Raw genomic sequence first — 19,921 nt, forward strand, 5'->3', positions numbered from 1 at the left:
CGCTAGGTCACCCGGCCTTTCGCACCAGCGCGAGGTGAGCGCGAGCGACGTCCGATGCAACGACGTCCTCGTCAACCGTGGTTACCCGATTATCGGCCACCACAACCTCGCCGTTCACCAACAACAGTTTCAGGGGTGGTGTGGAGCCCAGTACCAATGCGGCTACCGGGTCGGTGATTCCGGCGTGAGCGATCGTATTCAGATTCCACACTGCGAGATCTGCCAACTTGCCCGCCTCGAGTGATCCGATCTCGTTCTCGCGGCCGAGAACCCGTGCGCCGCCGATGGTCCCGAGCTCGAGTGCTTTCCGGACCGTCATCGCCTGCGGACCGCCGCGTGACCGGGCGAACAGGAGGGCATGGCGTGATTCCTCGACGAGACTGCACGCCTCGTTGCTGGCTGAGCCGTCGACCCCCAGTCCGATCGTGACACCGGCACCGAGAAGCTCCGGCGTGCGGGCAACGCCGGCGCCGAGTCGGGCATTGGATGTCGGGCAGTGTGCCGCAGCGGTTCCCGTGCGTGACATGGTCTCGATTGCTGCGTCGTCGAGATGCACGGCGTGCGCGAACCACACATCCGGCCCCAGCCAGTCGACGCGTTCCATGTACTCCATGGGAGTGCCGCCGAACTGTTCGCGGCAGAACTCCAACTCGTCAACTGTCTCCGCCAGGTGAGTGTGCATCCCGACCCCGGCAGCACGGGCCAATGTAGCCGACTCGCGGAGCAGAGCCTCCGTAACCGAGAACGGGGAGCAGGGCGCCACAGCGATCTGCAGCATCGATCCGGGACTCGGGTCGTGCCAGCGATCGATGACAGTCTGGGTTCCGGTCAGAATGTCGTCGAGTTTTTCCACTATGTGATCGGGTGGCAATCCGCCTGAACTCCGCCCGAGGTCCATCGATCCGCGCGTCGGATGGAACCGCAGGCCAACTTGTGCTGCGGCAGTGATCTCCGCTTCGAACACGTCGCCCGCGTCGCGCGGAACCACGTAATGGTGATCCGTGGTCGTGGTGCACCCCGTTTTCGCCAACCAGGCGAGTCCGCCCGTCGCGGCAGTGTGTACTGCATCGGCGTCTATGCCCGCCCAGACGGGATACAGGGTGGTCAGCCACTCGAAGAGCGTCGAATCGGCTGCCAGACCGCGAGTGATCCACTGGTACAGATGGTGGTGGGTGTTCACCAGTCCCGGTGTGATCAGGCATCCGCGGGCATCGATGACACGTGCCCCGGGGAATTCCGGAGTCGGTCCGGCGCCGACCGCGGTGATCGTGTTGCCCGCCACCGCCACATATCCGCTGGTGAACTCGGTACCCGCGCCGTCGACTGTGGCGATGTGAGCGCCCTCGATAACGAAGTCGGTCACGACAGCCAGCCTGTATAGGGCGTCCATGCGGGGCCCGCGTCGGGTGCGTCGGATCGACTGACTGCTGCTTGGATCAGCCCGTACGGACGATCTGCGGCCTGAAAGACTTCGTTGTTGTTCTCGACCCCGAAACGTTCCAGAGCGTAGTCGAAATGGTGTTTGTTGGGTGCGGAGAGGCGGACCTCGGCGATGATCGGGAACTCCTTCAAGATCGCCTTGCCGATCTGGAACAGTGTCTGCTGCAACGCAAGTGAATGAACTGTCGCGAACTGCTTGACGATCTGTGCCTTGACGCCCACGTAGACCGACTCCCAATCGACGTCTGTCCCGACGAACCGCCACTGCGCGACCAGAGCGGTGGCCAGGACACGGTCCTCGGTGGGTTCGAGAACCGTGTACGGATCTTGAAGGAACCCGGTGAACTCGCTGCCACTCGACTTGAGCAGCACCAGGTCTTTCAAGCCTCCGATCACCCAGGTCCCGGTGTCGTCCTGGGTGATCGACGCGGTCCGCACCTCCTGACCCTTACGGACCCAGGTGTGATCGTGCTCGGTACCGTCGACAATCGCACGCAACCAGGCGTATTCCTCGATCTCGACCCGTGCACCGGTGACGGGCTGGATGTCGTCGACAAAGTGGGCGGCAAGTTCGAGCCCGTAGGACTCGATCGAGATCAGGCCCTTCTCTTTGGCATAGGCGTACGCCGTTTGCTTCTGGGAGTCGGTGGGGAGCACTGTGGATTGGTCGCCCGTGAGGTACGCGTCGGCGAAATCGCCTCGCAGGCAAGTGGAGACGTTCACATCGTGAATTTCGTGGCGGGGTGTGTCGCGGTAGATCCGGACGACACGATTCTCGGCCTTGCCGTACTGGTGCCCGGTGAGTTCGATCGATCCGGAGAGCGGCGCCGTGGTCGGGTTCTGTTTTCTCACTGTAGTTTTCAGCTCCCGCGATAGGTGGAATAGGCAAAGGGGGACAGCAACAGTGGGACGTGATAGCCGCGTACCGCGTCGTCTACCCGGAAGGTGACAGTCACCTCCGGGTAGAAGTTTTCTTGTCCGGTCTGCTCGAAATATGCTCCGGTGTCGAAGATCAGGTGATAGTTGCCCGGTGTCAGGCCGTCGGGGGCAAGTTCGGCTATCCGCCCGTCGGAGTCGGTGAGGGCGCATGAAATGGGCGCTCCGTCTGCGCCACACAGTTGGACGCTGACGCCCGCTGCGGGCGTGCCGGTGGTGGAATCGAGAACGTGCGTGCTCAATACCTTGCTCATGGGGTCTCTCCCGGTAGCGCGTCGATCAGACGGGTGAGCCTGATGCGATTGATTGCAGCCAACTCCGTTCGTAGCACGGAACGCTCGGTGGCGGGGTCGTTTTCGAGACGCTCGAGAAGTATGTTCAGGAGTTCCGACCCCGACCGGCCACTCGCGCACACCAGATAGACGTGTGAGAACTTGTCCTCGTACTCCGCATTCTTGATTCGCAACTGGGCCAGCACCTGTTCGGATGCCGTGGACACGAGCGTCTGCTCCGTGGTCGAGGATGCGCTGTCGGTGCGCTCACCGATGCGGGGATGACCCGCCAGTGCCTCGTCGATTTCGGATTCGGGAAGGCCGCGAAGCACGGAATCCGCAGTATCGAACAACGCGTCGACATTGGGGTAGGGACGTGCCGCTGCCACCGCCGACGCCCAAGCCGAGGAATGGCAGCATTCGAGCAGCGCCTTCAGTGCCGACTGATCCGTGAGCGCGTTGAATGCATCGAGACCACTGGAATTCCATGCACGCATGACCACAGCATTACCTGAACATGTTTCGGAGCGGTAGCGCAGCAATTACGGGAGATGAAGCCTCATAATCTTCTTGTTCATCGGTATCTTCATAGACATGACTGATACTCCAAAGTTGCCATCCGTCGTGCCGTCCCTGGCGAACCTGCGCGATATTGGGGGACCGGAGTCGAGGTTCGGCGGTTCGGTACGAACTGGTGCGGTGTTCCGCTCGACAGACCTTGCTTCGCTGACAGAGACGGGCGAGCAGACGCTGGCGGAGTTGGCCATCACCACGATCTACGACCTGCGCACTGCGTCCGAGCGTGAAACTGCGCCCGACCGGATTCCTGCCGGAGTTCGCGAACTCGGCCTGGACGTATTGGCGGACAAGGAGTATCGGGCCATCCCCGCTCAGATGCAGGAGATGATCGCCAACCCTCGAGCAGCTACCGAACTGCTGGGAACCGGTCAGGCACTCGAGTATTTCCAGGGCAGCTACCGCGATTTCGTGACACTACCCAGTGCTGTCTCGTCGTACCGGCAACTGTTCCTGGATTTGACGCAACCTACCAGCGCGCCGGCACTGATTCACTGCACGACCGGCAAAGATCGAACCGGGTGGGCTGCCGCGGCACTCCTACTGTTCCTCGGCGCCTCGGAAGACGCAGTGTTCGACGACTACCTGATGACAAACACGATCTTGCTCCCCCTGTTCGCGCCACTCTTCGAGCGGTTTGCCGCTCAGGGCGGCGATCCGTCACTCCTCGAAGGGGTTCTGGGTGTGCGCCGGGAGTACCTCGAGGCTTCACTCGACGAACTTGCATCGGTGCACGGTTCCATCGAAGCCTATTTCGCGGACGGACTGAAGATCGACGAGCAGACGCAGACTCGGTTGCGGGACAACCTGATCGGCTAGTTCACCGGGGTGTGAGCACGCCGCCGAGCGAGCAGGGCAACTATCCCGATTCCGATCGCGATACCGACCAGATCGGCGGCGCCGTCCCAGACCGAACCCGAACGTGAAATCGGCAGCACACCTTGCAGGACTTCGGATACCGCGGCAAAGGCGATCAGCCAGAGCGCCGTGAGCCACCACGGGATTCGGGCGTGCAGTGATGTCATCGCCAAGGCGACGAACATCAAGGTGTGTGTGACCTTGTCGCTGTTTTCCGGTCCCGACGGCACCGTGGAACCGGGGGAGAACAGCATGATCAAGGCAATGACCACGGCTAGGGCGAGTGGCCAATATCGGTTGTGTTTCATGCGTGAGTCACAGTCAGATCGAGAGCGCCTTCGGCAAACCGAGTGACGGCAGCGGACGCCGTGGCGAGGGCTTCGTCGTGGCCGTCCCGCGCCCAACCGGTGAGCCGGGCAGTGGTGCCTTCTGGCGTAAGGAGGACCTCCGCCAGAAGTTCGCCGGTATTCGGTTGGCACACCGCCCACGAGTAGACGCTGTTCTCAGCCCACTGAGATGCCCGGAGGCCGACGTAACCGGCATCGGCGATTCCGCCGTCGGCAAGTGCCGGTCGGTCGTCCACACGCTCGTCTGCGCGCAGGGCACGGAGGTACCAACCACCGGCGTTGATCTCGATCGGATCCATTGGTTACGTATTCCCGTCGCGTCGAATCATCAGTTCCTACCGTCGTGGCGATTCTTTTTACGTTCTCGGTCAGTTCCGAACAGGAGCGCGCCGGCCAACGGAATGGCCAGGAACCACAGCCAGGTCCCGGTCACGAAGAACAAGATGACTGCCAGAATCGGGATGACGGCCATGATGCGCCCGGACCAGTCGGGATCGAATTTCCGGACCGGAGTCGGAGCAGTTGCCGCAGGAATCGGACCGGGAAGATCTTTGAATACCGGTGCCAGTTCGCTGCGAGTTGTTGCAGCCGTGACGATTCCGCTGCGCTCGTCGAATTCTGCGACGGTGAGGCGACCGGCGGCAAAGTGCTCGCTCAGTAGCGACAGTGCCTGCTCGCGTTCGGTGGTACCGATACGAATGTCGGGAACGTCAGCCATGAGTTACAGACTACTGGCCGGAAACGACTGTGCGCCTTTCTGGTAGTGGGAACTACCAAAAAGGCGCACAGTGCAAAGCTCCGGTGCAAGCACCTACGTGGGCTGCGCCCCTTTACTTCAGTTCTGCGAGAACCGTGCCCTGAGTGATGGCAGCACCGGCTTCGACAGTCAGACCGGTGACGATACCGGCCTTGTGTGCGTTGACCGGGTTCTCCATCTTCATGGCCTCGAGGACTGCGATGAGGTCGCCTTCGGCAACTTCCTGGCCCTCGATGACAGCGACCTTGACGACGGTGCCCTGCATCGGAGCGGTGACGGCGTCACCGGATGCGCCGCCTGCGCCTGCGCCGCCGCGCTTGCGTGCCTTCGGCTTCTTGCGGATGACGCCGGAAGGTGCGCCGCCGCCGTTACCGAGCGAGAACTGCCCGGGCAGGGAAACCTCGACGCGACGTCCACCGACCTCGACGACGACGTTCTGACGCGGCAGAGCCTCGTCCTCGTCGTCGGCCGGGACACCGGCGCCGGCCCACGGCTCGATGGTGTTTTCCCAGTCCGTTTCGATCCACTTGGTGTAGATGTCGAACGAAGTGCCGTCGCCGACGAATGCCGGGTTCTCGACAATGTGGCGGTGGAACGGCAGAACCGTTGCGAGGCCGTCGATCTCGAACTCGGCCAACGCACGCGACGCACGCTGGAGAGCTTCTTCACGCGTTGCACCGGTGACGATGAGCTTGGCGAGCATGGAGTCGAACTGGCCGCCGATGACGTCGCCGGCGACAACGCCGGAGTCGACGCGCACGCCGGGGCCCGAGGGCTCACGGTAAACGGTGACGGGGCCCGGAGCCGGCATGAAGCCGCGGCCGGCGTCTTCGCCGTTGATACGGAACTCGAAGGAGTGTCCACGCGGGGTGGGATCTTCCTTGATGGAAAGCTCTTCGCCGTTGGCGATGAGGAACTGCTGACGCACCAGGTCGATACCGGCGGTCTCTTCGGTGACGGGGTGCTCGACCTGCAGGCGCGTGTTGACCTCGAGGAAGGAGACGGTGTCGCCCTGGACCAGGTACTCGACCGTGCCGGCGCCGTAGTATCCGGCTTCCTTGCAGATGGCCTTCGCGGATGCGTGGATACGGGCGCGCTGGTCGTCCGTCAGGAACGGTGCCGGTGCTTCTTCGACGAGCTTCTGGAAACGACGCTGCAGCGAGCAGTCGCGGGTGCCCGCGACGACGACGTTGCCGTGCTGGTCGGCGATGACCTGAGCTTCGACGTGGCGTGCCTTGTCGAGGTACTGCTCGACGAAGCACTCGCCGCGACCGAACGCCGCGATGGCCTCACGAGTAGCGGACTCGAACAGTTCCGGGATTTCTTCGATGGTCTGCGCGACCTTCATACCGCGTCCACCGCCGCCGAAAGCTGCCTTGATAGCGACCGGAACGCCGAACTCCTTGGCAAACGCGACGATCTCGTCGGCGTTCTTGACGGGGTCCTTGGTGCCGGCTGCCATCGGAGCCTTTGCACGCTCGGCGATGTGGCGGGCCGTGACCTTGTCACCGAGGTCGCGGATGGACTGCGGCGACGGGCCGATCCAGATCAGGTTCGCGTCGATGACGGCCTGGGCGAAGTCGGCGTTCTCCGAGAGGAAGCCGTAGCCGGGGTGGATTGCGTCGGCGCCGGACTTACGGGCGGCGTCGAGGATCTTGTCGAATACGAGGTAGGACTCGGCGGATGTCTGTCCACCGAGGGCGAATGCCTCGTCTGCGAGCTTTACGAACTGCGCGTCGGCGTCGGGTTCGGCGTAGACAGCGACGCTGCCGTAGCCGGCGTCCTTGGCTGCCCGAATGACCCGTACCGCGATCTCACCGCGGTTCGCGACAAGCACCTTCGTAATGTGCGCGCTGGCATGACTGGGCACTGAGCCTCCTGTGGTTCGCATTGTCTTTATCTCCGCGGTGTATTCCTCTGGGATTTCACCATCGGTGGATTACTGGCATCGCTTCGGAGTGTATTCATGGCTTCGATGCAGGTTGTAACCGGATCGGAATAGCCCCGTGCGACTCATGAAACGGTCTGAAAAGCTACTGGCGAGTAGCTCGAACTGTCCGTTGTGGGCGGGTTGTCGTCGGTTTCGGTCGCAGCTTCCTCGATCGCGCGACGCAGCGCAGCGACATAGGTGTGCACCGACGCGTTGGCGGTGTCGTTGTTGGGGTATCGCACGGCAAGATTGAGGCCCGTCGGTGTGCGATTGATCCAGATGTACACGTCGTGGGTGAATGCCTTGCTGCGCAACGCGCGTGCATTCCACTCCGGCCACTGGGCGGCCTCGGGAACAAAGCGAACATCCATGTAGGACACCACGAATCGTGGCCGGATCGGAGTTCCGAGCTTCTCGCCGATCCGATCGAAGGGGATGGCCGCAGCAGGCTTCATCGCGGTAAGGGACTCGGCGGCTCGCCGCGCGAGAGTGTCGAACGAGGTGTCGTCTCCGACCGGAAAATCGATCGGACACAAACCCACGAACCAGCCGAGAGCGCCGGCCCATTCCTGAGCGGAGCGAGTGTGGACCGGAGTCACGATCTGGAAGCGGTCCGCGCCGGCAACATCATGGCCGACGGCGGCAAGCGCGCCCAGTAAACCGGCGAAGTAACCGACTCCGGCCTCGGTGCAACGTGCACTGAACCGCTTGGAGTGATCGGAGTCGAGAAGCCACATCGAGAGTCCGTTCTGGGACTCGGTGCCACGATCTCCGATAGGTAGCGGAAACTGCGGTAGGCCGCCGTCGGCGAGTGCCTTGCTCCAGACCTCGAGAGCTGCGTCTTCGGTCTCCCGGTCGGACATCTGTTCGCGTTCGAGGGCCCCGAAATCGACGTAACTACCGACCGGGAACAAGTTGGCCGGATTGCCCGTCAGCGCTTCGCGGTAGAGCGAGGTGATCTCATGCGCGATCAGAACGATCGAGAAGCCGTCGATGATCGAGTGGTCGGCAGCAAAGAACACTGTGGACGGGCCGTCGCCGCCCCGAGGTGTGAGCGTCGCGAACACGTACGACGGCCAACTGTGGGGGGAAGCAAAATCGTCGAACAGACGGTGAAGGTGCTCGAAGTTGACCTGGCTCAGCGCGTCGTAACCGTGGTTGACAACTCCGATGTCGATGCCGTCGATCGGCACAGTGTGCCGGGTGATTGCGCCGGTCGAGGTGTCGAGTGCCGTATGTGAGCGCAAAACCTCATGACGATCGATCCACTGCCGCAACGCAATTCGAAATGCGTTGACGTCCAACGGGCCGGGAATCTCGAAAGCTGTACCCAGCCATGACTTATCGCCCGAGCCTGCGGAGGAGCGTTGCAGGTGGGCCTCGTGAATGTACGACGCGGGCCGCGGATCAGGCGTCCACGGACCGGTTGCGCACGGTAACCATTCGATCAGCGATCCGCTGGGAATCGCGTAGTCGGCAAGTTCGGTGAATTCCATGTCTCTCTCTCAGCCCCGCAAGCGACGCTTGATGCGAGCGAGCATTGCGGACATGCCGCGCAGTCGCAGCGGACTGACTGCCGCAGCCAGGCCGAGTTCCGAATAGAAGTCGTCGGGAACAGCGAGGATCTCGTCGGCACTGTGCCCGTCGAGGCCCTGCGCCAGGATCGACGCGAAACCGCGGGTGGTCGGGGCCTCGGCGGGAGCGCTGAAATATAGCCGCACCTTGGCGCGATCGGAATCGTCGACCGAAAGGAACAGTGGTGACTGGCATTCCGGAACCGGCTCCATCGCGCTCTGCTCGAGTTCGGGAGGCAACGCCGGAAGTTCACGGCTGAATTCGAGAAGCAGTGTCAGCTTGTCGGACGTGCCGACGGCCGCGAAGTCCTCGACGATCTCGGCCAATGCTGGTGGTACAGAACTCATGCCGAAACCTCGAGGGGAGCGTCGCCGGGCTCTTCGCCGATAGCGATGGGGACACGAACAGCGTTGCCCCACTCGGTCCACGAACCGTCGTAGTTGCGGACGTCGGGGTAACCGAGCAAGTGAGTCAAGACGAACCACGTGTGGCTCGAACGCTCACCGATTCGGCAGTACGCCACGATCTTGTCCTCGCGCGACAGATCGCCGTAGATCTCGTCGAGTTCTGCGCGAGTGCGGAAACGGCTGTCGGGTGCTGCGGCCTTTGCCCACGGAATGCTGCGGGCACTGGGAATGTGTCCGCCGCGCAACGCGCCTTCCTCCGGGTAATCAGGCATGTGGGTGCGTTCGCCGGTGTACTCCTGCGGTGATCGCACGTCGATCAGTGGACCGGTGCCGAGGTGCGAGAGAACGTCGTCCTTGAAAGCGCGGATCGAGGCGTCGTTTCGCTCCACCACGGGATAGTCGGTGGACGTGGCATTCGGGACGTCGAACGACGTGTCGCGGTTTTCGGCGATCCAGGCGTCGCGTCCGCCGTCGAGCAGACGGACGTCCTCATGCCCGAACAAGGTGAACACCCACAGTGCGTACGCTGCCCACCAGTTGCTCTTGTCGCCGTAGATGACAACGGTGTCGCTGCGACTGATGCCCTTGCGGTTCATCAGGTCGGCAAAGGCCTCACCGTCGATGTAATCGCGCGTGACCGGGTCATTGAGATCGAGGTGCCAGTCGATCTTCACGGAGCCGGGAATGTGCCCGATGTCGTAGAGCAGAACGTCCTCGTCGGACTCGACCACCTTCAGTCCCGGCGTACCGAGGTTTGCCGACAGCCATTCGGTCGAGACCAACCGGTCGGGATGGCTGAACTCGGCAAACGCGGGCGAAGGATCGGGGGCAACGGGCACGGGCAGGCTCCTGTAAGGCGAATCGATCGGTTCGAAGACGGACTTCATCGATTCTAGGCGCTCCCGGAGGCAGTGGCGCTTCTAACAAGTTCGGTGCACCGCCGCCCGTTGCCGTAGTCCTGGATCTGCTGCGATCGCCGAATTCCTCAATTGTTCGGTGAGACTTCCGATCGGCGGCTGACGGTGCTCACAAATCTCCGGCAGAACTCGGCCGAGTCAGGTGAGTAATTTCACTTTTCGTGAGGCTCGTAGCCTAGAGAACGCTCTGGGTCCGCCACAGTTCGGAGACGGAAACGCCGACGCGCTCCAAAAGTGTTCGGACCAAAGGTAATCCGATACCGATGACGCTCGACGGGTCGCCCTCGATTTTCTCGACGAACCATCCGCCCAGGCTGTCGAGGGTGAACGCGCCCGCAACCTGTAGTGGTTCGCCGGTGGCGAGATAAGCTTCGAGGTCTGCCGTCGACGGATTGGCGAAATGCACCACGGTGGCACTGTGATCGGAGGCCACGCGGACTATGTTGCCCTCGATCACCCGCATTACACAGTGGCCGGTGAGCAATGTGGCACTGCGACCGGCCATAGCGGCCCAGCGGCGACGCGCGATATCGACACTGCCTGGCTTCCCCTGCAATTCGCCATCGATCAAAAGCATCGAATCACAGCCGACGACAACAACATCGGTCAAACCGTCGGCAGCCAAACCGGGAACGATCTCGGCGGCCTTGGCCTCGGCCAGGACCGTGACCACCTTTTCGGGGGCGGCACCCGGACCGAGTTCGTCGGCGATCTTGTCCTCGTCGATACCGGACACACGTACAACAGGCAAAACCCCGGCTGCCCGCAGAACTGCGAGGCGAGCCGGGGATGCCGAAGCCAGAACTAGTTGAGTCACATGAGCAGGCTAGATCAGCCGCGGCGCATCGACGGGTTCAGGTACGCGTACGGAGAGTACGGCGCACGCGTGCGATGGAACTGTGTCGGATTGCCCCATGTTTCCGTGGGAACGGTCTCGGCCGGAGCGGAGCCGCCGCCGGCCGCAGCAGCAAGGACACTGACCAGCGCCGCGATCTCGACGTCGGAGGGCGAACCCTTGACGATCTTGATCACGGACGCGTCGGAAACCGGGGTTTTCGTCAGTTCAGTGAGGACGCCGTCAGCTGCAGATTCGTCGACGACGACACCGTTGGCAGACTGAGCCTCTACAACTGCGACATCTTCACGCGTGATGTCTTCGGTGATAGCGGTCATAGGGGAATGTTCCCATGCTTCTTGGGCGGAAGGGAAACAGACTTACGCTCGAGCAGTCGCAGTGCGGCGACGATCTGGCCACGGGTGTGCGACGGCGGGATGACCGCGTCGACGTAGCCGCGCTCGGCAGCGACGTACGGATTGACGAGGGTGTCCTCGTACTCGTTCTGCAGCTTCAAACGCAATGCATCGACGTCGTCACCGTTCTTCGCGGCTTCGAGAAGCTGCTTGCGGTAAACGAATCCGACAGCGCCCGAAGCGCCCATGACGGCGATCTGTGCGGTCGGCCATGCCAGGTTGAGATCGGCGCCCATGTGCTTGGAGCCCATGACGTCGTACGCTCCGCCGTAAGCCTTGCGGGTGATGACCGTGATCTTGCCGACTGTGGCCTCGCCGTACGCGTACAGCAACTTCGCGCCGCGGCGGATGATGCCGTTGTACTCCTGCTCGGTGCCGGGCAGGAAGCCCGGGACGTCGACGAGAGTGATGATCGGGACGTTGAACGCGTCGCAGGTACGGACGAAGCGCGCAGCCTTCTCGGAAGCATCGATATCGAGGCAACCGGCGAACTGCATGGGCTGGTTCGCGACGATGCCGACGCTGCGGCCGTCGACGCGACCGAAGCCGACGATGATGTTCATCGCGCGCTCGGCCTGGACCTCGAGGAATTCGTCGTCATCGAGGATGCGACGGATGACCTCGTGCATGTCGTACGGTTGGTTGGCCGAATCGGGGATCAGGGTGTCGAGTTCGATGTCCTCGGCAGTGAGGCTTTCCTCGATGGATCCGACGATCGGATCGGTGATCTCGCCGCGCGGTGCTGCGGCCTGGTTGTTGCTGGGCAGGTAGCTCAGGAGGTCCTTGACGTAGTCGAGGGCGTCCTGCTCGCCGGAAGCGACGTAGTGAGCGACACCGGACTTGACCATGTGGGTGCGTGCGCCGCCCAGATCCTCCATGGTGACGTCTTCGCCGGTGACGGTCTTGATCACGTCGGGGCCGGTGACGAACATCTGAGAGGTCTCGTCGACCATCACGACGAAGTCGGTGAGGGCGGGGGAGTAGACGTGGCCGCCGGCAGCGGGGCCCATGATCAGGGAGATCTGCGGGATGACGCCGGATGCCTGGACGTTGCGGTGGAAGATCTCGCCGTACAGGCCGAGCGAGACGACGCCTTCCTGGATGCGGGCGCCGGCGCCTTCGTTGATGCCGACCAGCGGACGGCCGGTGCGGATCGCGAGGTCCATGACCTTGACGATCTTCTCACCGTAGATTTCGCCGAGGGATCCACCGAAGACGGTGGCGTCCTGCGAGAAGACGCAGACGTCGCGGCCGTCGATGGTGCCGTAGCCGGTGACGACGCCGTCGCCGACGGGACGGTTGTCAGCGAGGCCGAAGTTCACCGAGCGGTGACGGGCCAATTGGTCGAGTTCGACGAACGAACCCTCGTCGAGGAGTGCGTTGATGCGCTCACGGGCGGTCAGTTTGCCTTTGGCGTGGACTTTGTCGATGGCGGCTTCGCCGCTCGGTGCCTGCGCCTGCGCTTGCCGAATCCGCAGATCCGCGAGCTTTCCCGCGGTCGTGTGGATATCGGGTGCGGTCGCCGCCTCCGGCGCGTTCGGCTCTTGGACAGTGGTCATGAGTCGTGAGCTTAACGAGAGCAGTTGGGCCGGCTCGAAGGCAGGTCCGGTTGTGGAGGTTTGACCAACCGAAGCTACTGACCAGTACATTTTGCTTGTCGTCCTAGGCTGGGACTATGTGGACCGACCTGAACCGACCGCCCCTCGATCACGCCGCGTTGCGACGCGTCCTCGTGCGCAGTGACGACAACACCGACGCCCGTGCTTTCTGGAACCGGCTCGACGTTGTCGAACGCACCGGATCCACCAATGCCGATCTCTTGGTCCGCGCTTCGGATCTCGGTGCCGATCGTCATGTGCTGATTGCCGAGTACCAGGAAAGCGCGCGCGGTCGACACTCACGCAGTTGGGTCAGCCCGGCGCAGGCCCAGATCTCGATGTCGGTTCTGTTGGTCATGCCCGGACTGAACCTTGCGGACATGGGGTGGCTGCCGCTTCTGGCCGGTATCGCCGTCGTCGACGCGTTGCGGTCGGTAGCCGAGGTGCCGGCAGAACTGAAGTGGCCCAATGACGTTCTGATCGGGGACAAGAAGGTGGCCGGCATTCTGGCAGAGGTGGCACGGACCACCCCCGACCCTGCCGTCGTGGTGGGTGTCGGCTTGAACGTCAGTCTCGGGGAAAACGAACTTCCGGTGCCGACGGCTACGTCGTTGCTCCTCGAGAACGCCGAGACGATCGACCGCGACACGTTGGTTCGAGCAATTGCACGCGAATTGGCGAGGCAGTTCCGTGGTTGGGAGAAATCAGGATGGGACACGGCCGTGTTGGCGGCCGAATATCGTCAGCGCTGCGGGACGCTCGGCAAACGCGTTCGAGCAGTACTGCCCGGAGACAAAGAGGTTTTCGGTATCGCAACCGACATCGACACCTCCGGTCGCGTTGTCATCGAGATCGAAGACGGCGGCGGTGAAACTTTCGCTGTTGCGGCTGGAGACATCACTCATTTGCGGGCTGCTCCGACCGCAGACTAGAAGAATAGCGAGCCTCGTCGGTTTTCGTCCGTTCGAGTGATATTTTTCGGTCATGACCACACCTATCGTGCTTCCGACCGAATCCGAGATGGCGGAAAGTGCCCGTCGGCTCCTCACCGGTGTAACGGTGCTACTCGGCGTCCTCACTCTGGGACTGGGTATCGCGGTTCTCGCTTGGCCGAACGCGACGCTGTTCGTTGTAGCCGTAGTGATCGCGATCCAGCTCTTCGGCTTCGGCATCGTCCAGATCATCCGTTCCTTCGCCGACGTCACCGCAACCGGTGCGACTCGGACTCTCGTTGCGATTTCCGGTGCACTCGCGGTGCTCCTCGGCTTCCTCGTTCTGCGCAGCCCGCTCCAGACGGTGGTGCTGATCGCCCTCGTGATCGGCGCGTGGTGGGTGTTCCGCGGTGTACTCGACATCGTCGACGCGGCCAAGGGCGGAACGGTGGATCGCGGACTGTCGATCGTGCTGGGCGTCATCAGCATCGTCGCCGGAGCCGTCGTGCTGCTGCAGCCGGAACTTTCGCTCGAGGTGTTCCGAATCGTCGTCGGCATCTGGATGGTGCTCTACGGCATCATCATCGTCATCACACCGTTGGCGCTGCGCAAGCTCAGCAAGCCCTGACAGCACTGTCCGGCTGAGGTGGCAGACTGCCACTCATGGGATATCCGGAAGATGCTCTCGCACAAGACGAGGAACTGATCCTGCATCGGCATCCGCACTGGAAGATGTTGGTGCTTCCGGCACTCACGTTTGTCCTGGCGACGGCCGTGGCCGGGTTTCTGCTCGGGCTGACGCAGGATCGGGCGGACGGTACGACGCGAACCGTTCTGTCGATCTCGATCGGTGCCATCTGGCTGGGAGTTGTTCTCTGGCGTTCGGTGGCACCGTTCACGGTCTGGAAATTCACGCATTTCATAGTCACTGATCGACGAGTCCTCATTCGGCACGGCGTGCTGACGCACACCGGTATCGATATTCCGATGGGCCGGATCAGCAACGTCCAATTTCGGCACGGCCTGATCGATCGAATGCTCAAGACCGGCACTCTCGTGATCGCGTCGGCCAGTGACGATCCGCTCGAATTCGATGACATCCCGGACGTCGAGCAGGTTCACGCGATGCTCTATCACCAGGTTTTCGACTCCACCTTGCAACCTCGGGAACGCAATCGCCCCGACGATCACTACCCGGCCGATCACGACGCGGACGACGAAAACGGCTGGTAATCAACGTGTAAAGGGCCGCAGTACGTACTCTGTTCCTGTGACTGCCGTATTGCTAGCCGAAGACGACGAGGCCATCGCTGCACCGCTTGCTCGAGCATTGGGGCGCGAGGGGTACACGGTAACCGTCGAACAGACCGGGCCCGCTGCACTTCAACAAGCGCTCGAGGGTGATTTCGATCTGTTGATTCTCGATCTCGGCCTGCCCGGAATGGACGGTCTCGAGGTGTGCCGCCAGATTCGTGCACATCGAACGGGGTTGGCGGTACTGATGTTGACCGCTCGAACCGACGAGGTCGATTTTGTCGTCGGTCTCGATGCGGGCGCCGACGACTACGTCGGAAAGCCGTTTCGCCTTGCAGAACTCATGGCCCGCGTTCGAGCACTGCTCCGTCGGCATGGCAGCCGTGAAGACAGCATCGTCGAGGTCGGTGGCATCCGCCTCGAACCGGCAGCTCGTCGCGTTCTGGTCAACGGATCCGAGATCGCATTGGCCAACAAGGAATACGAACTCCTGCGGGTGCTCCTAGAGCATGCCGGTGAAGTTGTCTCGCGAGATACGATCCTGCGCGAGGTCTGGGGCGACGTCGAACTTCGTGGATCAAAAACTTTGGACATGCACATGTCCTGGCTGCGCCGGAAGATCGGCGACGAGGGACCGGCTGTCGAACGTCGAATCGCCACGGTGCGCGGAGTCGGTTTCCGCATCAACACCGACTAGAACGCACCCTGTCGATGCGTCGTCGCATTCTTCAATCGATTCTCGGTGTCGTGATCCTCACGGCTCTACTTCTCGGCGCTCCGCTGATCTACACCGCGTGGTTGTGGGTCGAGGATGTGAGCCGGAGCGACTTGCGTGTCCGCTTGGACCGGATGGCGACCGAGGTGATCGCTCAAGAGGGTGCGAGTGGAGTGGTCGACGGAGCCCTCGACACGGGCGCACTGCGGGTTCTCACCCCGAACGACGGCCGTCTCGTGATCGTGTATCCGACGGTGTCGGACGGGGCGACCCGTGTTGATATCGGTGAAACGACGGTGAAGAATCCGCTCGTCGAATCGCTGGCAATGGGATCGTCGGGTTCACTTCGTCTCGAGGTTCCCTCGGAGAAACTGCGTAGTCAGCAGAAGCAGGCTGTTGCTGCGGTCGGGATTCTTGTCCTCCTTGCGATGACGACCGGCGCTGTTGTCGCCGTTGTGACCGCGCGCCGACTCGCCGATCCGCTGCAAGACGTCGCAGACCGGGCGGCGCGACTGGCAGAAGGCGACTTCCGGCCCGATCCCCGGCGCCACGCCATCCCGGAACTCGATCGGGTCTCCGATGTTCTCGATGCTGCGACCGTCGAAATTGCGGGTCGGTTGCAACGGGAGCGCACGTTGGTTGCCGACGTCTCGCACCAGTTGCGCAGCCGACTCACCGCAGTGCGGTTACGTCTGGACGAGTTGTCGGTGCACGAGGACCCCGACGTGGTCAACGAGGCCGAAGAAGCCATGGCTCAGGTCGACCGGTTGACGGACGGAATCGACGAGTTGGTCCGGTCTTCGCGAAGCAGCAGTTCTGCGGCCAAGAGTGTGTCCGTGGTCGGCGAACTCGAGAGCGTGACGCGCGATTGGCGGCCACAGTTCGAGGACGACGGCCGGAAACTCCTTCTCAGCGGTGACCGGGGTGTGCTCGCGTCGACCACGGGTTCTCGTTTGCGGGAAGCCGTCTCGGTCTTGGTCGACAACGCGTATGCGCATGGCGGCGGCAACGCCGCGGTCTCGGTGCGGTTGATCGAGGGAGCGGGTCAACGGGAACCGATGGTGTGTGTCGAGGTGACCGACGAGGGCGAAGGCGTCGACAACAATCTTGCCCCGCACATTTTCGATCGTGGATTCTCCGGAGCCGGCTCGACCGGCGTCGGATTGGCGCTTGCCCGGGCACTGATCGAAATGGACGGCGGGAGACTCGAACTGCAACGGCGCAAGCCGGCTCTGTTCGCGGTGTTCTTGCCGGTGGCGACAGGGCGGGGACAGGAACGACCGGCTTACGTGAGCGTGCTCCGGGAACCGCGCTGAGCGCGATCAGGAGTGCCCGAGTTCCTCTTCTTCTTCGGCGGTCCGAGTGGTGCCGTCGATGTTGACGGGACTGTTCTCTTCGGGGAACACGAACTTGCGGAACGACCAGAAGCGGAACACCATCTGCAGGAGAGTGCCGATGATGTAGGCGCTGATGAAGTCGGCGACGTTCTCCATCGCAAAACTGACCTCCGGAATTCGGAGATCGAATACGTAGCGTGAGAAGTACAGCGGAATGAAGCTGATCACTACGCCGATAGCGCTGATGATGAAGAACAACGCCGCCTCATGTGCGGGTTCACGGCCGCCGCGATTCTTGAATGACCACTCCCGATTGAGGATGTACGACGCGATCACTGCAATCACGCCGGCGATGATCTTGGCCGTGATCGGCTTGGATTCGAGGATCGACAACTTGAGCGTGTAGAAGATGCCAGAGTCGATCAGAAAGGTCGTGCCGCCGACAATCGCGAACTTGATCAGCTCGCTGTGACGCAGAGCGATATCTCGGAACGGCTGGGGTATGCGGGCGATTACCCCGTCGACAAATGGCACAACAAACGAGTTTACGAAACGAAACCGCGTCGCCACCAATTTTGCGTGGAATATCAGCAGAATCACAGATAGAGGCTGCTGATTGAACGCCCCGCTGCGGCACATGACAATATTGAGAGCCGTGACCGGCAACAACGCAGATCAGACTCCCGCCCGCCCAACCAGCGCGCGACCGGCAAACTCTTCGATGCCTGTCGTCACCATGATCGGTGGCGGACAGCTGGCCCGAATGACGCACCAGGCAGCGGTCGCTCTCGGCCAGACGCTTCGTGTGCTCTCGGGCACGGCCGGAGAGCCGGCGGCGCAGGTCAGCCCTGATGTCGTCCTGGGTAGCCACGACGATCTCGACGCACTGCGAGCAGCAGCCGTCGGATCCAACGCGCTCACGTTCGATCACGAGCAGGTTCCGACCGAGCACCTCGAGGTGCTGGTCGCCGAGGGCGTCAACGTGCAGCCGCCGCCGCACGCGCTCATCTTCGCTCAGGACAAATTGCTGATGCGTCGCAAGCTGGCCGAGTTGGGTGCACCGATTCCCGCGTACGCCGAGGTGACGTGGGCCGAGGACGTCGTACGTTTCGGGGCCGAGCACGGCTGGCCGGTAGTCATCAAGGCAACACGCGGCGGCTACGACGGCCGCGGAGTGTGGATCACCGACGACTCCGAGGAAGCCGAGGCGATCGTCACGGAGCAGTTGGACAAGGGTGTGCCGCTGATCGTCGAGGAAATGGTCTCGATGCGCCGTGAGCTGTCGGCAATGGTGGCGCGGTCACCGTTCGGGCAGGGTGCGTCGTGGCCCGTCGTGGAGACCGTGCAGCGAAACGGCCAGTGCGCCGTGGTGATCGCACCGGCTCCCGATCTTTCCGACGCCGTGGCTGCAGAAGCCGAACAGTTGGCGCTGCGGATCGCGTCGGAACTCGGTGTTGTCGGCGCGATGGCGATGGAACTGTTCGAGACCACCGACGGCCGCCTGATTGTCAACGAACTGGCGATGCGTCCGCACAACTCCGGCCACTGGACCATGGACGGTGCCCGTACCTCGCAGTTCGAGCAGCACCTGCGCGCGGTACTCGACTACCCACTCGGCGATACCACGCCCATCGCGCCGGTCACGGTGATGGCAAATGTGTTGGGTGCCCCCGAAGCTCCCGAGATGACGATGGACGAGCGCGTCCATCACCTCTTCGCACGGATGCCGGATGCCAAGATTCACCTCTATGGCAAGGGTGAGCGCAAGGATCGCAAGATCGGGCACGTCAACATCGTCGGCGGCGCCGGTTCGATCGACGATCCGAATTATGTTGCCGCAGTTCGGGAACGGGCTGAACGGGCAGCGCATTGGCTTTCGTACGCAGTTTGGACCGATGGATGGGATGTACACGGTGAGTGAAAGTATGGGCGCACAGGTCGGCCTGATCATGGGCAGTGACTCGGATTGGCCGGTCATGGAGGCCGCAGCCGAAGCGCTCGCCGAGTTCGGAATCCGCTTCGAGGTCGGTGTTGTCTCCGCGCACCGCACGCCTCAGCGGATGCTCGACTACGCCAAGGATGCAGCGGGCCGCGGCATCAAGGTCATCATCGCCGGAGCCGGCGGGGCGGCGCACCTTCCCGGAATGGTTGCCTCCGCAACACCGTTGCCCGTCATCGGTGTACCGGTTCCGCTGAAGTACCTCGACGGTATGGACTCCCTGCTGTCCATAGTCCAGATGCCGGCCGGTGTGCCGGTGGCGACGGTATCCATCGGCGGCGCTCGCAATGCCGGCCTGCTGGCGGCACGCATTCTCGGAGCTTCGGATCCGGCTCTGCAGGCTGCCATGGTGGTTTTCCAGGAAAGCCTCGAAGCGATGGTTCTGGAGAAGGACAAGGCGCTGCGCGACAAGCTGCTGGGCTAGAGATTTTTCGTGCCTGAACATCGCGGCCTGCCGCTGATCCGAGCTAGTCGGGGCAGCGCGCAGGCCGCCTTTGTTACACGCCTGGCACTGCTCTATGCGCGACTCCTGGGTGCCGACGTCACATTCGACCCGGAATTCGGCATATTTGTCGCCACCGGAATGCGCCGCGGATTTGCCCGCGGCGGAACAACTCTCGGTGGGGTGTACCTCACGCGTCGCAATATCGCCCGCGCAGTGCTCCGGCACGAAGCGATTCACGCGGACCAATGGGCAAGGTACGGAATCGTATTCGGGGCGAAATACCTCGTCGAAGAGATCCGGCACCCCGGCCGGAAGAATCGCTTCGAGATCGAGGCGGGACTCGCAGACGGCGGCTACACGAGCTGAGTCGCTACT

General features: G+C 62.6%; 24 protein-coding genes. 9 read left to right on the forward strand and 15 right to left on the reverse strand.

Features of this window, described 5'->3' with window-relative positions; genetic code table 11:
• Nucleotides 1-7: 7 nt before the first annotated feature.
• Genes QM600_RS05985 through uraD form a run of 4 tightly spaced genes read right to left on the reverse strand, consistent with a single transcriptional unit; the run spans nt 8 to nt 3,145 of the window.
• Nucleotides 8-1,390 (reverse strand): 8-oxoguanine deaminase, encoded by a 1,383-nt coding sequence (locus tag QM600_RS05985; protein ID WP_283260549.1) that lies wholly within the window; start codon nt 1,388-1,390, stop codon nt 8-10.
• The gene (pucL, locus tag QM600_RS05990; protein WP_283260550.1) at nt 1,360-2,292 is read right to left on the reverse strand and encodes a factor-independent urate hydroxylase; all 933 of its coding nucleotides are present in this window, start codon (nt 2,290-2,292) and stop codon (nt 1,360-1,362) included. The genes QM600_RS05985 and pucL overlap by 31 nt, the downstream gene beginning before the upstream one ends.
• An 8-nt stretch (nt 2,293-2,300) precedes the next feature.
• Complete coding sequence (gene uraH / locus QM600_RS05995) at nt 2,301-2,630, reverse strand: hydroxyisourate hydrolase (protein ID WP_283260551.1); 330 nt, start codon at nt 2,628-2,630, stop codon at nt 2,301-2,303.
• On the reverse strand, nt 2,627-3,145 hold the full coding sequence (gene uraD, locus QM600_RS06000) for a 2-oxo-4-hydroxy-4-carboxy-5-ureidoimidazoline decarboxylase (RefSeq protein WP_283260552.1): 519 nt from the start codon (nt 3,143-3,145) through the stop codon (nt 2,627-2,629). The genes uraH and uraD overlap by 4 nt, the downstream gene beginning before the upstream one ends.
• Before the next feature lie 97 nt (nt 3,146-3,242).
• Here uraD and QM600_RS06005 point away from each other — a divergent pair, with 97 nt between their 5' ends.
• Nucleotides 3,243-4,043, forward strand: a complete 801-nt coding sequence (locus tag QM600_RS06005; RefSeq protein WP_283260553.1) for a tyrosine-protein phosphatase — start codon at nt 3,243-3,245, stop codon at nt 4,041-4,043.
• Here QM600_RS06005 and QM600_RS06010 read toward each other — a convergent pair.
• The 10 genes from QM600_RS06010 to QM600_RS06055 form a co-directional block, all read right to left on the reverse strand.
• Nucleotides 4,040-4,390: a VanZ family protein gene (locus QM600_RS06010; protein ID WP_283260554.1), complete on the reverse strand. Its 351-nt coding sequence runs from the start codon at nt 4,388-4,390 to the stop codon at nt 4,040-4,042. The genes QM600_RS06005 and QM600_RS06010 overlap by 4 nt on opposite strands.
• The gene (locus tag QM600_RS06015) at nt 4,387-4,728 is read right to left on the reverse strand and encodes a hypothetical protein (protein ID WP_283260555.1); all 342 of its coding nucleotides are present in this window, start codon (nt 4,726-4,728) and stop codon (nt 4,387-4,389) included. The genes QM600_RS06010 and QM600_RS06015 overlap by 4 nt, the downstream gene beginning before the upstream one ends.
• A 29-nt stretch (nt 4,729-4,757) precedes the next feature.
• Nucleotides 4,758-5,147: a DUF1707 SHOCT-like domain-containing protein gene (locus tag QM600_RS06020; RefSeq protein WP_283260556.1), complete on the reverse strand. Its 390-nt coding sequence runs from the start codon at nt 5,145-5,147 to the stop codon at nt 4,758-4,760.
• 112 nt (nt 5,148-5,259) lie between these two features.
• Nucleotides 5,260-7,056 (reverse strand): acetyl/propionyl/methylcrotonyl-CoA carboxylase subunit alpha, encoded by a 1,797-nt coding sequence (locus tag QM600_RS06025; RefSeq protein ID WP_283260557.1) that lies wholly within the window; start codon nt 7,054-7,056, stop codon nt 5,260-5,262.
• A 143-nt stretch (nt 7,057-7,199) separates the two neighbouring features.
• The gene (locus QM600_RS06030) at nt 7,200-8,612 is read right to left on the reverse strand and encodes a condensation domain-containing protein (protein WP_283260558.1); all 1,413 of its coding nucleotides are present in this window, start codon (nt 8,610-8,612) and stop codon (nt 7,200-7,202) included.
• A gap of 9 nt (nt 8,613-8,621) precedes the next feature.
• The gene (locus QM600_RS06035) at nt 8,622-9,038 is read right to left on the reverse strand and encodes a SufE family protein (RefSeq protein ID WP_283260559.1); all 417 of its coding nucleotides are present in this window, start codon (nt 9,036-9,038) and stop codon (nt 8,622-8,624) included.
• A complete protein-coding gene (locus tag QM600_RS06040) occupies nt 9,035-9,937 on the reverse strand; it encodes a sulfurtransferase (protein WP_283260560.1) in 903 nt (300 codons plus the stop codon). The genes QM600_RS06035 and QM600_RS06040 overlap by 4 nt, the downstream gene beginning before the upstream one ends.
• Before the next feature lie 253 nt (nt 9,938-10,190).
• Nucleotides 10,191-10,832 carry a Maf family protein gene (locus QM600_RS06045; RefSeq protein ID WP_283260561.1) on the reverse strand — a complete coding sequence of 214 codons (642 nt, stop codon included), beginning with the start codon at nt 10,830-10,832 and terminating at the stop codon, nt 10,191-10,193.
• 14 nt (nt 10,833-10,846) lie between these two features.
• Nucleotides 10,847-11,188 carry an acyl-CoA carboxylase epsilon subunit gene (locus tag QM600_RS06050; RefSeq protein ID WP_283260562.1) on the reverse strand — a complete coding sequence of 114 codons (342 nt, stop codon included), beginning with the start codon at nt 11,186-11,188 and terminating at the stop codon, nt 10,847-10,849.
• Entirely contained in the window at nt 11,185-12,825 is a 1,641-nt protein-coding gene (locus QM600_RS06055) for an acyl-CoA carboxylase subunit beta (RefSeq protein WP_283260563.1), read from the reverse strand. The genes QM600_RS06050 and QM600_RS06055 overlap by 4 nt, the downstream gene beginning before the upstream one ends.
• A 116-nt stretch (nt 12,826-12,941) precedes the next feature.
• Between QM600_RS06055 and QM600_RS06060 the strand changes: the two genes are divergently transcribed.
• The 5 genes from QM600_RS06060 to QM600_RS06080 are packed head-to-tail and all read left to right on the forward strand — an operon-like array spanning nt 12,942 to nt 17,081.
• On the forward strand, nt 12,942-13,796 hold the full coding sequence (locus tag QM600_RS06060) for a biotin--[acetyl-CoA-carboxylase] ligase (protein ID WP_283260564.1): 855 nt from the start codon (nt 12,942-12,944) through the stop codon (nt 13,794-13,796).
• Nucleotides 13,797-13,848: 52 nt separating this feature from the next.
• A complete protein-coding gene (locus QM600_RS06065) occupies nt 13,849-14,424 on the forward strand; it encodes an HdeD family acid-resistance protein (RefSeq protein WP_283260565.1) in 576 nt (191 codons plus the stop codon).
• Between the two features lie 35 nt (nt 14,425-14,459).
• Entirely contained in the window at nt 14,460-15,029 is a 570-nt protein-coding gene (locus QM600_RS06070) for a PH domain-containing protein (RefSeq protein WP_283260566.1), read from the forward strand.
• A gap of 37 nt (nt 15,030-15,066) precedes the next feature.
• Nucleotides 15,067-15,747, forward strand: coding sequence for a response regulator transcription factor (locus QM600_RS06075; RefSeq protein ID WP_094272073.1), 681 nt, complete (start codon nt 15,067-15,069; stop codon nt 15,745-15,747).
• A 14-nt stretch (nt 15,748-15,761) separates the two neighbouring features.
• Nucleotides 15,762-17,081 carry a sensor histidine kinase gene (locus QM600_RS06080; protein ID WP_283260567.1) on the forward strand — a complete coding sequence of 440 codons (1,320 nt, stop codon included), beginning with the start codon at nt 15,762-15,764 and terminating at the stop codon, nt 17,079-17,081.
• A gap of 6 nt (nt 17,082-17,087) precedes the next feature.
• Here the strand turns inward: QM600_RS06080 and QM600_RS06085 are convergent, their stop codons facing one another.
• Nucleotides 17,088-17,636 (reverse strand): GtrA family protein, encoded by a 549-nt coding sequence (locus QM600_RS06085; RefSeq protein WP_283260568.1) that lies wholly within the window; start codon nt 17,634-17,636, stop codon nt 17,088-17,090.
• A gap of 121 nt (nt 17,637-17,757) precedes the next feature.
• On the opposite strand from QM600_RS06085, the gene QM600_RS06090 reads away from it, so the two are divergent.
• From QM600_RS06090 to QM600_RS06100, 3 genes are read left to right on the forward strand one after another with little or no spacing between them, the layout of a single operon-like run.
• Nucleotides 17,758-19,023, forward strand: coding sequence for a 5-(carboxyamino)imidazole ribonucleotide synthase (locus tag QM600_RS06090; RefSeq protein WP_283260569.1), 1,266 nt, complete (start codon nt 17,758-17,760; stop codon nt 19,021-19,023).
• On the forward strand, nt 19,007-19,525 hold the full coding sequence (gene purE, locus QM600_RS06095) for a 5-(carboxyamino)imidazole ribonucleotide mutase (RefSeq protein ID WP_243619409.1): 519 nt from the start codon (nt 19,007-19,009) through the stop codon (nt 19,523-19,525). The genes QM600_RS06090 and purE overlap by 17 nt, the downstream gene beginning before the upstream one ends.
• 9 nt (nt 19,526-19,534) lie before the next feature.
• Nucleotides 19,535-19,912 carry a hypothetical protein gene (locus QM600_RS06100; RefSeq protein WP_283260570.1) on the forward strand — a complete coding sequence of 126 codons (378 nt, stop codon included), beginning with the start codon at nt 19,535-19,537 and terminating at the stop codon, nt 19,910-19,912.
• The last annotated feature ends 9 nt before the right edge of the window (nt 19,913-19,921 follow it).

The sequence above is a fragment of the Rhodococcus sp. IEGM 1379 genome, from assembly GCF_030056815.1.
Classification (GTDB): domain Bacteria; phylum Actinomycetota; class Actinomycetes; order Mycobacteriales; family Mycobacteriaceae; genus Rhodococcus_F.

What these genes read in the sequence shown, in the direction of transcription:
- QM600_RS06080 (WP_283260567.1), top strand. Translation starts at nt 15,762, where the DNA reads ATGCGTCGTCGCATTCTTCAATCGATTCTCGGTGTCGTGATCCTCACG.
- QM600_RS06065 (WP_283260565.1), top strand. Translation starts at nt 13,849, where the DNA reads ATGACCACACCTATCGTGCTTCCGACCGAATCCGAGATGGCGGAAAGT.
- QM600_RS06050 (WP_283260562.1), bottom strand. Translation starts at nt 11,188, where the DNA reads ATGACCGCTATCACCGAAGACATCACGCGTGAAGATGTCGCAGTTGTA.
- QM600_RS06035 (WP_283260559.1), bottom strand. Translation starts at nt 9,038, where the DNA reads ATGAGTTCTGTACCACCAGCATTGGCCGAGATCGTCGAGGACTTCGCG.
- QM600_RS06055 (WP_283260563.1), bottom strand. Translation starts at nt 12,825, where the DNA reads ATGACCACTGTCCAAGAGCCGAACGCGCCGGAGGCGGCGACCGCACCC.
- uraH (WP_283260551.1), bottom strand. Translation starts at nt 2,630, where the DNA reads ATGAGCAAGGTATTGAGCACGCACGTTCTCGATTCCACCACCGGCACG.
- QM600_RS06070 (WP_283260566.1), top strand. Translation starts at nt 14,460, where the DNA reads ATGGGATATCCGGAAGATGCTCTCGCACAAGACGAGGAACTGATCCTG.
- QM600_RS06015 (WP_283260555.1), bottom strand. Translation starts at nt 4,728, where the DNA reads ATGGATCCGATCGAGATCAACGCCGGTGGTTGGTACCTCCGTGCCCTG.
- QM600_RS05985 (WP_283260549.1), bottom strand. Translation starts at nt 1,390, where the DNA reads ATGGACGCCCTATACAGGCTGGCTGTCGTGACCGACTTCGTTATCGAG.
- QM600_RS06060 (WP_283260564.1), top strand. Translation starts at nt 12,942, where the DNA reads ATGTGGACCGACCTGAACCGACCGCCCCTCGATCACGCCGCGTTGCGA.
- QM600_RS06030 (WP_283260558.1), bottom strand. Translation starts at nt 8,612, where the DNA reads ATGGAATTCACCGAACTTGCCGACTACGCGATTCCCAGCGGATCGCTG.
- QM600_RS06020 (WP_283260556.1), bottom strand. Translation starts at nt 5,147, where the DNA reads ATGGCTGACGTTCCCGACATTCGTATCGGTACCACCGAACGCGAGCAG.
- QM600_RS06010 (WP_283260554.1), bottom strand. Translation starts at nt 4,390, where the DNA reads ATGAAACACAACCGATATTGGCCACTCGCCCTAGCCGTGGTCATTGCC.
- uraD (WP_283260552.1), bottom strand. Translation starts at nt 3,145, where the DNA reads ATGCGTGCATGGAATTCCAGTGGTCTCGATGCATTCAACGCGCTCACG.
- QM600_RS06005 (WP_283260553.1), top strand. Translation starts at nt 3,243, where the DNA reads ATGACTGATACTCCAAAGTTGCCATCCGTCGTGCCGTCCCTGGCGAAC.
- purE (WP_243619409.1), top strand. Translation starts at nt 19,007, where the DNA reads ATGTACACGGTGAGTGAAAGTATGGGCGCACAGGTCGGCCTGATCATG.